Here is a 14,880-nt window from a genome sequence, read left to right as displayed (position 1 = left end):
CAGCATAGTATGCTGTCCTGTGACACACCCCGTCTCCGCTTTCAGCGGAGCCACCCCTCTCAAGAGGGGATTTTTATTCCCTTTCCGATGGCATAGGTAGGGACAACTCAGGAGTTGTCCATAGGGCGATTCCCCGCTTTCTTCGGGGTAAACGTGAATTGCCCCTACACTTCATATAATCAGCTGAATTCTTCGTCCCGAAGCTTCGGGACTCAGAATGACAGCATTAATTGTGGCGCAGTCACCGAAGGGTGCCTGCGTTCTATATTTCAGCGGGAAACGAGATTGTGAAGGTTGTGCCTCTTCCGATTGCTGAATCGATTTTGATCGTACCCCCCATTTCCATTTCGACCACGTCACGGACAATCACAAGACCTATACCCGTACCTACCCCTTCCTCCTTGGTAGTGAAATACGGATCGAAAATTGTCGCTAAGTCTTTCTTTTTAATTCCGGTTCCTGTATCCGTCACTTCGACGACAACCGAGGAAGTTTCAGCCTGATACGAAGTGGTGACTGTCAGCGTCTTTGATTCAGTCTTTTCCATAGAGTGTGCCGCATTGATTATCAGATTTCTAAATACCTGAATAACTTTTTCTCGGTCACCGTACACGGTAGGCAAAGGCTCTTCGTAATTCGTGTTAATGTTTAGATACTTGATATGCCCCAGAGTGCCGAGTGTTTTCATCAAGCTCATAATAGTTTCATTGATGTTCAGGCTCTCCATTTCCGCGGGAGACTGTTTTCCAAGTCTCATATAGCTTGACGATATCTCGATTACATGCTGTATCTCGGTTTGAAGGTCATCTGACAGTTCCCGAATCTTTTCGCTGCCGCTTAATTCGGCTATCAGCTCCGCGCGTGCGGATATAATCTGCAGCGGATTGTTCAGTTCATGCGCTATCTTCGCTCCCATCTGACCTATCGCAGCCAACCTCTCGGCATAAGCGAGATGTTCCTTCATTGTACGTTCTCTCCCATGCAGTTCGTTAATTTCCTTGTGAGAGGTTATCAACTCCGCTTCGCTCAACATCAGTTCGCCGAGCGCTTCGTCCTTATCAGCCACATCCCTCCCGAACAGTATTACAGATTCCTCTCCGTGGACAGGAGTGTACCAAAATTCAAATGTGTGATATCCGACGATAGACTCCGCTTTCTGATTTTCCTTCGTATCTATACAGGCTCTCATTTTTTTATTGTGAATTTCCGGCAGGAGCTCCGCCCAATCTCCCTTGCCCAATCCCTGTATTTTTAGCTCTTTGGAAACAGCCGGATTTGCATACAAAAGCTTCCCGTCCAGATTGATCTTCATAACGAGATCCGGATTGAATTCGCTGAAATTAGGAGGAGAACCGCTCTCTTTTATATTTCTATCACGAACAGCGCCTAACGTCATCAGTGACGCTATCTGCTCAACAAACTTAACTTTGGTACCATCAATATCTTTTCGGTCCGCCGCATGCACTAATATTGCGCCGAAGAGATTATCATCGGGCGATATCGGAACGAATACGGCATAATTCACATCTTCCTTAAAATCGGCAAACCACGCCGGTATACGCTTATTATTCGACCGATCGAAGTTCAGCGTATATGTCTGTTCAGGATGAATCCCGTCGATACCGGATTTCTTTAATACCAACTCGAAGTTATCGCTCTTTTTCTTCACCCAACCGACCGAATGAGTTATCTTAAGTGATTTGCCTGCATTGTCGAGTTGCAAAAACGCCGCCGCTTTGACGTCGAGCAGCCCGGATACCTCAGCAATACAATCTTGTATCAGCTTCTCGTAGCTTACACCGGATAATACATTGATTCCCATCCTTGCAGCAAACGATTGCTGCCCGAGATTCCCGGAAAGAACTTTGTTAGATGTTATCCTTGATGATATATCTCTTCCTATGCTGACGGCTCCAACTATCTTTCCTCCGGAATACATCCTTTTCCCGGAAACCTCAAGATGAACGGCTCTTCCTCGTTTGCCCTTTAACTCCATCTCATATCTGTCGATAAGAGTATTTGAATTGACGAAGTCCCTGTAAATCGCTAAGAGATTCTTACCCCGGTCGGATTCGAACAGGACCGAGAGCGGTTTACCGAGAAGGTCATCCTTTTTGTATCCTAAGGAAGATATTGCTGATTGATTTGCAAATGTTATTATTCCTTCAAGGTCAAAGATCATAACAAATTCATTGATCCCCTCTACAATCGATTGATAGGTCGCAACGGATTCAATATCGTTGATATTCAAAGATTTTTTAGCCATAGCTATGCATTTTCACGTTAATTTCTCTATAAGATAGGATCCTCAAACAACCCGCAATCAACTACTTTTATTGAACTTAGGCAGTATTTGACTGCATTGTGAGTATATTTAACGAAATTATGAGGAAAATCCAAGCTTAAATTCTCTCTTTCGGTACGATTGTGACCGGAGACACATGTTTTTTGTGATAAATACTTTAATAATTTTAGTTCTCAATAGTATGCGATAAAGCTATTTTACAGGTCGGTTATGCGTCAGAAATCTCTTGATTTATTTAGCTTTACTCGCTATGATAGGTCAATGTTTTAACAAAATTATGGGCAGAGCCGAGATTGATAAAAGCCTCATCACTGAACTTTTCGGGAATGGAAATTGGATGAATAGGTCGCTTTTGCTTATCACTATACCTCTACTTCTACTTGGATGTGGTAAAAGCGAAGAAACCCGTTCAGCGGCTCAAGAAGTTAGTTACTCGGAAGAGGATATTGTTGACGGCGGCAATCTCATTATCGGAATTACAGGTGAGCCTGATGCCCTCAACCCATTAACAGCCCATTCGAAGAACTCCAAAGACATTATTTCGCTCATATACAGACGATTGGCGGACCTGAACGAAGACCTGGTTTCATTTTCCCCTCAATTGGCAAAGAGTTGGGAATTCTCCAACGACAGCCTCTCAATCACATTTAATCTGAGGACAGACGTCTCGTGGCACGACGGCGAAAAATTCAATGCTGACGACGTAATTTTCACTTATAACCTTCAGATAAACGAAACTTTGACATGGGACGGCTATTCCTCTAAAGAAAACGTGGAAAGAGTTGTCATGCTGGACGATTCCACTGTTGTTTTCCATTTAAGAGAAAAATCTCCTACTCTGCTCATGGACGCCGTGGAAGGTTACATAGTCCCGGAACATATTTTAAGCGGCATACCGATTGAGGAGATCGAAAGCACCGATTTCAACAGAAACCCGATAGGTACAGGACCGTTCAAGTTCGTCGAGTGGAAATCTCAGCAATCAGTTATACTTGAAAAGAATAAAAACTATTATATCAGAGGCAAACCCCACTTAGACGGTATATTTTTCCAGGTCGTTCCGGATAGAATTAATCTCTGGAGGCAGCTTCAGAGCGGAGATATAGACTTTATGGAAAAAGTTCCAGCAGCAGATTTCAAAAAATTATTAGATTCGTGGGAAAGAGGTGATACACGGATTAGACCTTACAGTTTTCTCGGCCAATTTTACGAATTCATAGGCTGGAACCGCATCGACCCGGAAAACTACGCCCGGGTAATGGAAGAAGCGGGAGATTCCGAGCCGGACATGGAAGAACTTCTAAAACCGCACAAGCTCTTCGGAAGCCAGAAGGTGCGGGCAGCATTGACAACAGCCATTGATAGAAAGACAATAGCGGACGTAGTCACCCACGGCCTCTCTATTCCGATGCACGGTCCGATCCCTCCAGTACTGTGGCCATACAATTCCACCGCAAATTCCGTCTGGGAATACGATGTAGAAGGCGCAAAAGCCATTCTGAGTTCCGAAGGGTGGAGTGACACTGACGGAGACGGAATTCTTGATAAGGACGGACTGAAATTCAGTTTTGAGATGGTAACCAACGCTGGAAATGAGGAAAGAAAACAAGCCCTGACCATTGTTCAGCAGCAGTTGAAGGAGATCGGAGTCGAGATGAAACCGAGGGTAGTGGAACACACACTCCTTACCGGGAGGATGTTTCCAGCCAGAGAGTTCGACGCCGCGCTCTTTGGCTGGAACGTAGGACTGAAAATGGAATTAACTCCACTATTTCACAGCTCGAGTATCTTCATTCCGTTTAACTTCATAAGTTATCTCTCTCCCGAATTTGACATGTTGGAAGAAGCGGCAAAACGGGAAACCAATAGGAGCAACGCTCAAAAACATTGGGACGAAGTTGCTAAGCTCCTGTCATGGGATTTACCTTATACCTGGCTTTATTACAAATTGGAAACGACAGCGGTGCACAGCCGCTTCAAAGGAGTCAAAATTGATAAGAGGGGCTCGTTCATTAATATGGAAGATTGGTGGATACCCCTCGAGGAGCGCGCTGCTCACGACATGCTCGCCGAGAATTAGCCGCTGATGGTCGCCTACTCTCTAAGGCGGCTTTTAGTTACCATCCCCATACTCTTTCTTGGATTATCGCTAACCTTTTTCGTAATTCGCCTCGCTCCCGGCGACCCGACCGACCGCTTTATCACACCTTCAATGAGTCCCGGGCTAAAGGAAAATATCGCTAAGAAATTCGGTATCGATCAGCCTATACCGATTCAATATATCGCATGGATGAAAAGCGTAATTTTACACTTCGATTTCGGCAATTCCTTTGCGAACGGAAGAAATGCATCAAAGGTGATCTTGGACGCTCTTCCCCCGACCTTGTTGCTTTCAACGCTGTCACTGGTATTTGGGCTTATCCTCGGAACGCTCTTAGGAGCTTACTCAGCTCTGAAATCAGGCAGCAAAACAGATAAAACATTGACTTCACTTCTTCTTTTTTTCTATTCCGTTCCCACCTTCTGGCTCGGCTTGATATTCCTCGGATTCTTTGCAATCAGCCTCGATTGGCTGCCCTCATCCCAATTAACGTCGATATTTCACGACAGGCTCGGATTCTTTGGGAAATTATGGGATTATGCGATCCACTTGATCTTGCCGGTCCTTACCCTCGGACTGACTACAGCTCCCGTTTACGGCAGATTTGTCAGAAACAGTATGATAGAGGTTTTGAATTCTGACTTTATAACGGCAGCCAGGGCGCGGGGCTTATCCGAAAGAAAAATATTACTGCATTACGGATTACGCAATGCCCTCCTTCCGGTGATTTCCATTCTCGGGACGTCCTTACCCGCGCTCTTCAGCGGTGCTGTAGTAGTCGAGGTCATCTATTCGCTCCCCGGCATGGGTAGGGTCATGTTTGACGCGGCTCTGGGCAGAGACTATCCTATAATTATGGCGGCAAGCACAGTTGCCTTTATCAGTGTAATAATCGGCAATTTTCTTGCCGATGTAGGTTATGCGGTCGCCGACCCGCGGGTCAGACTCGAAGGCAGCAACTGATGAACCGCTTCATTCAAATTATTCAGCGGCTCTGGAATCATTCAACGGGAAAGATAGGCTTAACCGTAACCGGTATATACTTTCTCCTCGCAGCGGTAGCGCCCTTGATTTCACCTTACGATCCAGCCCAGCAGAACCTGGCGATTGTCTCCTCCCCCCCGTCACTTTCTCATCTACTCGGAACTGACATATTCGGAAGAGACCTCTTAAGCAGGCTTTTGTACGGATCCAGAGTCTCCATGGGAATAGGTTTGGTCGCAGCGATAATAGCCGTCAGTATCGGTTCGGCTGTCGGATTAGCTTCAGGGTTTTTAAGAGGCTGGACAGATAAGACGCTCATGAGAGTCGTCGATATACTACTCGGGTTCCCCAGGCTGTTTATTGTACTTTTAGCCGTTGGATTGGGCTCTCCTTCGATTTGGCTTACCGTAGCTGTTCTCGGTGTTGTTTCATGGATGGAGGTAGCGCGGGTCGTCAGAGGGGAGGTCATTCTTGTGCGGGAGATGAACTACGTAAAAGCTGCAACCGCTCTTGGATTGAAAAAATCTCGAATAGTGCTGCGTTACGTTCTTCCTAACGTGTCGAGTTCCATAATTGTCTCTTCAACGCTTTTAATCGGAACGATGATACTCGTTGAAGCCACTCTCAGCTTTCTCGGTCTCGGTGTCCAACCTCCAAACGCAAGCTGGGGAACTATTATGAATCAAGGCAGGATCGATCCGCTGGGTACCTGGTGGATTTCAACGTTTGCCGGCGCTGCCATAATTATAAGCGTGATTGGGTTCAACTTATTAGGGGATGGTTTAAGAGATGTTCTGGATCCACGGCAGAATAAAAGTTGATCGGCGTGAAAGATCAAATGAAAAAAATAGACAACATACTTGAGATCGAGGATCTCCACGTCAGCTATGCTTCACGCAATAAACTATTTAGTTCAAGAAATTCACTGACTGAAGCCGTCAGGGGAGTCTCTTTCAGTGTCAAACGGGGGGAGACGTTCGCAATAGTGGGAGAATCGGGCTCTGGTAAAACTTCCATCGCCATGTCCATACTCGGCTTCGTTAAACCGGATAAGGGAACGACACTGTTCAACGGCTTGGATTTAGGCGCTTTGAAAGGTAAGTCTCTACGGAATACGCGTCGATTGATTCAACCCGTTTTCCAGGACGCCAACAGCGCACTGAATCCCCGCATGACCGCTGAATCATGCGTAATGGACGGTTTGTCATCCGAAGACCGGCAGGATAAAAAAGAAACAACTCTTGCGCTTCTGAAAGCTGTGGGACTCGAAGCCGATCACCTGAAGAAATATCCGCATCAGTTGAGCGGAGGGCAAAAACAGCGGCTCTGTATAGCGCGGGCGTTAGCGCCGGAACCGGAACTCCTGATACTTGACGAACCTTTCTCGGCTCAAGACCTGTCTATACAAGCACAGATTATAAATCTTCTCCTCGATCTAAAGGAGAATAAGCGCATTACATATCTCCTAATATCCCACGACCTCAGGGTCGTCAGGTCTTTAGCCGACAGAATGGTAATCATGAAGGAAGGAGTGCTGCTTGAAGAGGGAGAGTGCGGCGACATATTTTCAAACCCCAACCATCCATATACTCGCGAACTCCTTGTCAGCTCCGGCTTACTCGGAAGCGAATGATGGCAGGCAACAAATCCATATTATCGGTTCGGGGTCTTGGAGTCAGCATAAATTCCACCGGATCAAAGACGAAAATCATAGAGGGTGTTGATTTCGATTTAAACTACGGCTCGACGCTCGGGCTCATCGGGGAATCGGGCAGTGGTAAAAGTATACTTTGTAAGGCTATCCTAAAGTTACTCCCGCAAAATGGAAGCGTCACAGGAAGCATTAAACTGAATCTCAAAGACGACTCTGATATAGATATCCTGTCCCTTTCACAAAGAGAACTTATGACGATTCGCGGAAAAACGATAGGATTTCTATCTCAGGAACCATCCGCTTCCATGAATCCGGTGCTGAAATGCGGAAAACAGGTTTTTGACGCTCTCCCTGCATCGATCTATGCCGACAAACATGCCGGGAACCGGCAGGTATTAAACTTGCTTGAGCTCGCGGGTCTCAAAAATGTAAAAGAGGTCGCCGATTCATATCCTCATGAGCTTTCGGGAGGCATGCTCCAAAGAGTAGCCATAGCTGCGGCTCTTGCGGGAGAGCCTTCGATCCTTATTGCGGATGAACCGACTACCGCCCTTGACGCAACCAGCCAAATAGGAATTATGAAAACTCTTTCACGACTTAAAGATGACATGAACATATCTATAATCCTCGTCTCACATGACCTTGATCTCATATTGAATTGGGTCGACGACCTTATGGTCATGTATTTAGGCAGAATAGTCGAATTTGGTAATGCACAAAAGTTATTATCGGCCCCATCCCATCCTTATACAAAAGCGCTGTTGGACGTATCGAAATCTTACACCTCCGGCTCAAAGTTGAAAGTCATCCCCGGCGATATACCCTCCATAGAAACACCGATAACCGGCTGCAAATTTCATCCTCGATGCGAATACGCCGACGATATCTGCTCTAAAGATGAACCGTCCGCGGAAGCCGTCGGTCACGGAGGAACGGCAAGATGTTATCACCCGTTAGATTGACGAAACCGGGCAGTTAAAAGAGGTAAATAATATGATAAAAGGAGAATCGAAAGATATGTGCAAAACCTTTATCATACCCAAGTGTAATTCGAATTACTTCTTTGAAAGCGCACAATTATATATTAACCATCTGCATGAAAATTAATAATAAACTGATATTAAATTAAGGAAGGAGTAACGCATGGGTTCTATCGATTCAAATACGACCGCACTGCTGATTATTGATCCGCAAAACGATTTTCTGTCGGAGGACGGTGTGGTTTGGGACCTCGTCGGAGATGGAGTTGTGAAAAATAACGTGGTGGAAAAGCTGAAAAATCTTATCGCCAGGGCAAAAGAAGCCGGAGTTGATGTCTTTTACTCACCGCATTACTATGACAAAGAGTTTGACGCATGGAAAAACAACAATCCGATCGACAGCCTTATGTTCGAACGAAAGATGTTTGACCGCAACAGTTCCGGATCTGAGTTCCACCCTGAACTCGCTCCGGACGATGCGACGATTATCTGCGCGCCTCATAAGAACCTGAGCGGTTTTCATACGAGCGACTTAGATATTCAGATGAGGAAACGGGATATCAAGACTATTTACCTCTGCGGTATGTCAGCGAACCTCTGCGTGGAATCACATCTCAGGGACGCAGAGGAGAACGGTTACCATGTGATTGTAATCAATGATGCGACCGCAGCCCCCGGCGAAGATGCGTATAAAGCGGCGTTGGTAAATTTCGGATTTATCGCTCATGAATCTATCACCGCCGAGGAGGCGTTGAGCAGGTTCTAATTTTCCCGAATATTGTAACAGTGAACCCCCGTTGAGACTATCCATCGGGGGTTTTTAGTATAACCAATCCAGACCGATATAAAGCTTTAATCCGCCTCCGTCTATTGAAGGATCTACAGCCTTCCCGATGTCGACAGCGACGATGAAAGTTGAATTTATCGCCAGCCGGATCCCGGCGCCTATTCCCTGATGGAATTTGTCGTCTGCGGAACCGATGTCCTCTTCGGCAAGCTTCGAAGCAGTATCGAACGATCTCCCCAAATCATAGAAAGAGCTGACAGCGGCATAACCGGTCGTGAACATGTCCGCAATTTTGTATCTCAGTTCAAAATTTCCGTAGAAATTATTCCTGCTGTTTACCCTTTGATATACTACGCCTCTTATAGTCTTCCCACCGCCTATTCCGGTCTGTACCTGAAACGACCCGTCTAATTGTGTAGCCGTAAAGAACGGCACACCTTCCGACATGAATCTTCCGCTCAGACGATAAGCAAAGGTAAGTTTATCAATTAGAGGTAGATATTGTCTGTGAGTTCCGGTGAGAGACAGATACGAAAAGTCATTACCGAGCATGTCTGGTACCCATCGAAACAGCGCCTCCGACCACACACCGCTGTTTGGAGTCGATTCATCATCCCGGCTGTCCCATACCAGTCCTACCAAAAAGCTGTGTTCACTTCCCCCCTGAATCAATTTCTTATCCACCACGCCGCTCCGGATAAGCTTAGCCAATAATGTGTTGGTCGGTAAACTCAGGTATTTCTCATCGAAGTCGTTGTAGTCTATGGTATCGATTTCAGTAGATAAAATTGTAAACCCGCCCAACCATCTCAAATTTTCTCTATTCAGCGCTCCCTGAAAAATCGTATCGACCCGGTAATAACGCTTATCATATTCGTAATAGAATTTCCCGCGGTATTTTTCCTGGTCCGATGAATCTTCGTAAGATTCATTATACAGAGTCTGCGCCCCTCCAAACCCGTAAAACGGCTCGAGGATGCTCGTTAGATAGCTAGCTTTCATCGTGATTCTTATTTTTTTGCGAAAGATATATTTGCTGTCAAACCGGTACGAATAATCGCCGATACCTTTTGTGGTACGTTTCAATATCAGCCTGTGAGATGCGTAATATGGCGAGTATCCCCCGGCTCTTTTATCGTCAGCCTGAAGTACAATACCATAACCAAAACCTTTATCGGCGCTGAATGCCAATGCCGGAAGAAATCCGAATGTCAGATTTCTTTTACCGCTGTTCTGCCTTTGCTCACCCGGTTCAGAACCGGATAGAGGTGAATGTAGTGCTGCCAGCTGCAGCGTAAACAGCGTAAGCAGTATGTAAACTAATTTCAAATGGTTCCTTTAGCTAAACGTGAATTATATGAAAATATATCAAAATATGGTTATTCAGGCAAGTTCGCTGTTTATATATTTAAGAATAGAGATTGTATGGTTTACAGTGTGATAAAATTTTTAGTAGCATCTGTTTAATCGGTGTCCGTATTTTTACCGCCGATTTTTCAGAATGCACGAAACCTTAACAGAGGGTTAATTGGAGATCAACAAAAACATTTTAGACGATAAAAATCTGATGAGAATTCAGGAATTAAATAATCCGTCTATAAATGAAATAATAAACGAATACGTCAGCATTTGCAAGCCCTCAAAAGTGACTGTTATATCCGACTCGGCGGATGATATGGAATTGCTGCGTGAGTTGGCAATTCGAAACAAGGAAGAGATACTACTCGAAACGAAGGGTCATACGATTCACTTCGACGGGTATTACGATCAGGCGAGAGATAAAACGAACACCGCTATTCTTCTTTCCAAAGGCGCACAACTCGGCAAATATATTAACACTGTTGACAGGGACGAAGGGTTGAACGAGGTTATGGCCTTGTTAGACGGGATAATGCAGGGAAAGGAGATGCTCATTTGCTTTTTCTCTCTCGGACCGACTAACTCAAGATTTTCCATACCCGCACTTCAAATTACCGATTCGGCTTACGTAGCCCACAGCGAGACTATCCTGTACCGTCAGGGATATGAAGAATTTAAAAATCTCAACGGTTCGAACAACTTCTTCCATTTTGTGCATTCGAGCGGCAAGCTTGATAAGAATAAAAATTCGGAAAACGTCGAAAAACGCAGAATTTACATGGACCTTCAGGAGGAACGTGTATTTTCCGTGAACACACAATATGCGGGCAACAGTGTCGGTCTGAAAAAATTGGCTCTCCGGCTTGCGATCAACAGAGCTAATCGGGAAGATTGGCTTTGTGAACATATGTTTATTTTGGGCGCTAAACCTCAGGGTAAAGATAGGACGACCTATTTTTCCGGCGCCTTTCCAAGTGCGTGCGGTAAGACCTCAACTGCGATGATTCCCGGTCAGATAATTCTCGGTGATGATATAGCCTACATCAGAATAGGAGAAGATCGGATCGCATATGCAGTAAACGTCGAGCAGGGCATCTTCGGTATAATCCAGGATGTAAACTCAGTTGATGACCCTTTGATATACCAGGCGTTGACTACTCCGAGAGAATTGATATACTCAAACGTTTTACTGAAAGATAACACTCCTTATTGGCTCGGTATGGGAGATGATATTCCCGGAGAGGGTTTTAACTATTCCGGCGAATGGTCGCTGCATGACAGAGACCCGGATGGAAATGAAATACTTGCTGCCCATAAAAACGCCCGTTATACGATCCGTATTCAGGAATTGGAAAATTCCGATCCGAAGCTCCATGCCCCGGACGGCGTTCCACTCTCCGGAATAATTTACGGTGGGCGCGATTCCGATACCAACCCTCCCGTTCTCCAATCGCTCAATTGGGAGCATGGCGTGTTCATGGGCGCTACATTGGAATCTGAGACAACGGCGGCTACTATTGGCAAGGAAGGGGTCAGGAAACAAAATCCGATGGCTAATCTTGATTTCCTTGTCGTTCCGCTCGGCACTTACATAAAAAACCATCTAAAGTTCGGTGAATCGCTAAGCCGAAAACCATTGATATTTTCCACCAACTATTTTCTAAAGGAAAAAGGTGAATTCCTGAACGAAAAGACGGACAAAAAGGTCTGGCTGATGTGGATGGAAGGCAGAGTGCACGGAGAGTTCGATGCAATAAAAACACCGGTAGGATACGTTCCCCATTTTGCGGACCTAAAAAACTTGTTCACGGACTTATTCGATAAAGAGTTTACCGAAGACATATATGAAAGACTTTTTTGCATACGCCTTGTTAAGCTGCTTGACAGGATTGACAGAATAGAAACATTCTATGCCGGGGAGTTGAATCTTCCAAACGCCTTTACCGAAGAAGTCAAAAGTCAAAAAAGCAGACTGCTTCAGGCAAAGGATGAATTCGATAGAGATATAGTGTCTCCCTTTGAGTTTAAGTCCTGAATACAGAGCGAATAAAGACCAATCAGAGTGTCAATGAGCGGTTTGTTCACATTATCATCAAGAAAGTCAATATCGGGAATTTCACTTCTTCTGCTCAAACTATTGTAAATAAACATTTTACTCTCGTTTTTTAGTCCCATTGAGCCACAATCAAAGATAATACTTGACATGAAGCACCTATGCAGGTTATAATTTCCGTAAGTTTTTCTTAATATATATAAAAGAAATATATTACAGCCTTAACTGAAGTTATTGCCGGGAGAAATTCGTCATCCGCCGAAGGAATGGCGGTTTAGGTGAATTTTGAAAGCTAAAATCAATTAGAGGTATTATAGACATGAAAGCACCAAAGTTATTACTAACTACGCTTCTGTTGCTGACGTTCTTCAATTTCGCAGCCGGAGCCGACCGTACAGTAACGGGCAATATTTCAGTTGCTGAAACCGGAGGTCCTCTTCCGGGCACGCAGATACTAATCAAAGGCACCTTCACCGGAACTATAACGGATAATGACGGGAACTACGTCATCAACATTCCTGTTGATGAGGTAACATTTATAGTCACGTTCATCGGTTTTAAGACGCAGGAAATTACCTTAGCGCCGGGAGTCACATCCCTCGACATAGAGATGGAAGAAGACGTTCTAAAGACCTCCGGAGTCGTGGTGACAGGACTGGCATCGACTGTAAAGAAACGTAACCTGGCTCATTCGGTAGCAACAATTTCAGCGGATGAACTGGTACCTGCGCCTGCCCAAACACTTGGCGGAGCTCTTGCGGGAAAATTCGCGGGTATTAACGTCAGCCAGAACACCGGCGCACCGGGTGGTGGTATAAGCGTAAACCTACGTGGTGTTTCAACGCTTGTCGGCGCAACACAACCGCTATATGTTATCGACGGTGTGATTATCAATAATGCCGCAAACCTCGCAGGCTTGATGGATCTCATAACTGCAGCAGCAAGCGCCGGCAGCCCGAATCCGCAAGGTCAGCCTGTTAATAGAATTGCCGATATTAATCCTAATGACATCGCCAATATAGAAGTACTCAAAGGCGCAAGCGCAGCTGCAATTTACGGCTCGAAGGCAGCCGGCGGTGTAATTATTATCACTACAAAGAGCGGTGGAACCGGAAAAACACGCATTGATGTTTCTCAGCAGTTTGGTTTCAGTACAATCCTGAACAAAATAGGCGCACGTGAATTTAACGCACGAGAAGCATACGGAAACAACGGTGCGACAGGGTTGGGTTTTTTCGGCGTCAGCAACGGTTTTCTGAACTCTTCCGGGTTTACCCGGTTAGATTCAATTAACGGTACAGAAGGTGGTTTGAGCGGATCAGATGCTGCTCGATTTGAGGTCATACTTGATTCATTAACCGCTGCTGTACCCGGAAGATTCATCGACTATGAAGACGAGCTGTATGGAGAAACAGGCATGCTTTGGGAAACCACTGTGAGCGCAAGAGGTGGAACCAACAAAACTCAATTCTACGTTTCCGGCATGTACAAAAACGATGAAGGTATCGTTAAAAACACAGGATACAAAAAGTATTCGGCGAAAATCAACGTTAAGCACAGATTCAGTGAAAAGACCAAATTAGATGTTTACACAAGTCTTATCAGGTCAGAATCAGATCGTGCCATTACAGGAAACGATAATACCAATACCACATTCGGATTTTCTCTCGCATTTACTCCCAGCTATGTGGACATAAGAAAATGCTCAGCTGCGGATGTCGCAGCTGCGGATGTTAACGACAACTCGACCAGAACTGGATGCTTCGGTCTTCTTGCAGGGGATTATCCGGTTAATCCGTTTAATCCGTCAAATCCGCTTCACACAAGAGATGTCCTTACCAACAATGAGATAGTATATCGTTCTATCCTTTCAACGAAACTCACACACAGCCTCTTTAGAAAAGCCAATCAAAATCTCGATTTTATTGTGCTGGCCGGCATTGATTTCTACTCGCAGGAGAATAAAGCATTTTCTCCTCCCGATCTGCAATTTGAACGAGTAAGTGACACACCGGGTTCATCAATTCTCGGTGAGGCAGAGAGCATTAACACGAACTTGTCTTTGAATTTAGTCCATAAATACGTCACGCCCTCGAATACTTCCTATAATACCACATTCGGTTTTCAGTTTGAAAACATTGAGAACAATAATTTGGTGGTATGGGCGACGAACTTGATACCAACGCAGACGAACGTTGACCAAGCCTCCAAGGTAATTTCTTTTCAGCAGATTACCCGCCAACGTGAACGCGGCTTTTTTATACAGCAAGAGGTCAACTTTAATGACGTGATCTATGTTTCCGGCGGACTACGTGGTGATCGAAGCAGTACTATAGGCGACACAGATAAGTTCTTTATGTTTCCAAAAGGAGCCTTGTCATATCGTCTTAATGATGCTTTAAAATTACGTACAGCATATGGTGTAACAGGAAACTTGCCTATTGCTAATTCGAAATTCACCCTCCTTGATCCAATCAGCATAGGGGGAAACTCCGGACTAATTAATGAGGGTACGAGAGGTTCTGCTGATATAAAACCCGAACGAACCCGGGAAATAGAATTGGGGCTTGATTGGACCGGATTAGATGAAAAGGCGACGCTTGACGCCACATATTTCACTCAAAACATCACCGATCTGCTTTTGACTGCTGGCTTTC

At 45.1% G+C, this 14,880-nt stretch carries 10 protein-coding genes; 8 read left to right on the top strand and 2 right to left on the bottom strand.

The features are described from left to right. Nucleotides 1–262: 262 nt before the first annotated feature. A complete protein-coding gene (locus IID12_06780) occupies nucleotides 263–2,266 on the bottom strand; it encodes a PAS domain S-box protein (protein MCH8288794.1) in 2,004 nt (667 codons plus the stop codon). Between the two features lie 376 nt (nucleotides 2,267–2,642). Here IID12_06780 and IID12_06775 point away from each other — a divergent pair, with 376 nt between their 5' ends. The 6 genes from IID12_06775 (at nucleotide 2,643) to IID12_06750 (ending at nucleotide 8,790) form a co-directional block, all read left to right on the top strand. Next, nucleotides 2,643–4,385: a hypothetical protein gene (locus IID12_06775; GenBank protein ID MCH8288793.1), complete on the top strand. Its 1,743-nt coding sequence runs from the start codon at nucleotides 2,643–2,645 to the stop codon at nucleotides 4,383–4,385. Between the two features lie 6 nt (nucleotides 4,386–4,391). Next, nucleotides 4,392–5,369, top strand: coding sequence for an ABC transporter permease (locus IID12_06770; protein MCH8288792.1), 978 nt, complete (start codon nucleotides 4,392–4,394; stop codon nucleotides 5,367–5,369). Then, a complete protein-coding gene (locus IID12_06765; protein ID MCH8288791.1) occupies nucleotides 5,369–6,211 on the top strand; it encodes an ABC transporter permease in 843 nt (280 codons plus the stop codon). Before IID12_06770 ends, IID12_06765 begins: the two co-directional genes overlap by 1 nt. A 17-nt stretch (nucleotides 6,212–6,228) precedes the next feature. Continuing rightward, nucleotides 6,229–7,023, top strand: coding sequence for an ABC transporter ATP-binding protein (locus IID12_06760; protein ID MCH8288790.1), 795 nt, complete (start codon nucleotides 6,229–6,231; stop codon nucleotides 7,021–7,023). After that, a complete protein-coding gene (locus IID12_06755; GenBank protein ID MCH8288789.1) occupies nucleotides 7,020–8,006 on the top strand; it encodes an ABC transporter ATP-binding protein in 987 nt (328 codons plus the stop codon). Before IID12_06760 ends, IID12_06755 begins: the two co-directional genes overlap by 4 nt. Before the next feature lie 181 nt (nucleotides 8,007–8,187). Then, nucleotides 8,188–8,790: a cysteine hydrolase gene (locus IID12_06750; protein MCH8288788.1), complete on the top strand. Its 603-nt coding sequence runs from the start codon at nucleotides 8,188–8,190 to the stop codon at nucleotides 8,788–8,790. Between the two features lie 54 nt (nucleotides 8,791–8,844). Here the strand turns inward: IID12_06750 and IID12_06745 are convergent, their stop codons facing one another. After that, nucleotides 8,845–10,140, bottom strand: a complete 1,296-nt coding sequence (locus IID12_06745; GenBank protein MCH8288787.1) for a BamA/TamA family outer membrane protein — start codon at nucleotides 10,138–10,140, stop codon at nucleotides 8,845–8,847. A 238-nt stretch (nucleotides 10,141–10,378) separates the two neighbouring features. On the opposite strand from IID12_06745, the gene IID12_06740 reads away from it, so the two are divergent. Beyond that, nucleotides 10,379–12,205: a phosphoenolpyruvate carboxykinase (GTP) gene (locus IID12_06740; protein MCH8288786.1), complete on the top strand. Its 1,827-nt coding sequence runs from the start codon at nucleotides 10,379–10,381 to the stop codon at nucleotides 12,203–12,205. 337 nt (nucleotides 12,206–12,542) lie between these two features. Then, nucleotides 12,543–14,880 (top strand): SusC/RagA family TonB-linked outer membrane protein (locus tag IID12_06735; protein MCH8288785.1); only part of this gene is annotated, 2,338 nt, incomplete at its 3' end.

This window comes from Candidatus Neomarinimicrobiota bacterium, assembly GCA_022567655.1.
Lineage (GTDB): Bacteria > Fidelibacterota > SORT01 > SORT01 > SORT01 > JADFGO01.
The sequence above is the reverse complement of the archived record's forward strand: the minus strand, read 5'-3'. Positions and strand labels throughout refer to the sequence as shown.

Coding starts and splice junctions, on each gene's coding strand:
- IID12_06780 (MCH8288794.1), bottom strand. CDS start 2,266: ATGGCTAAAAAATCTTTGAATATCAACGATATTGAATCCGTTGCGACC.
- IID12_06775 (MCH8288793.1), top strand. CDS start 2,643: ATGAATAGGTCGCTTTTGCTTATCACTATACCTCTACTTCTACTTGGA.
- IID12_06770 (MCH8288792.1), top strand. CDS start 4,392: ATGGTCGCCTACTCTCTAAGGCGGCTTTTAGTTACCATCCCCATACTC.
- IID12_06765 (MCH8288791.1), top strand. CDS start 5,369: ATGAACCGCTTCATTCAAATTATTCAGCGGCTCTGGAATCATTCAACG.
- IID12_06760 (MCH8288790.1), top strand. CDS start 6,229: ATGAAAAAAATAGACAACATACTTGAGATCGAGGATCTCCACGTCAGC.
- IID12_06755 (MCH8288789.1), top strand. CDS start 7,020: ATGATGGCAGGCAACAAATCCATATTATCGGTTCGGGGTCTTGGAGTC.
- IID12_06750 (MCH8288788.1), top strand. CDS start 8,188: ATGGGTTCTATCGATTCAAATACGACCGCACTGCTGATTATTGATCCG.
- IID12_06740 (MCH8288786.1), top strand. CDS start 10,379: ATGAGAATTCAGGAATTAAATAATCCGTCTATAAATGAAATAATAAAC.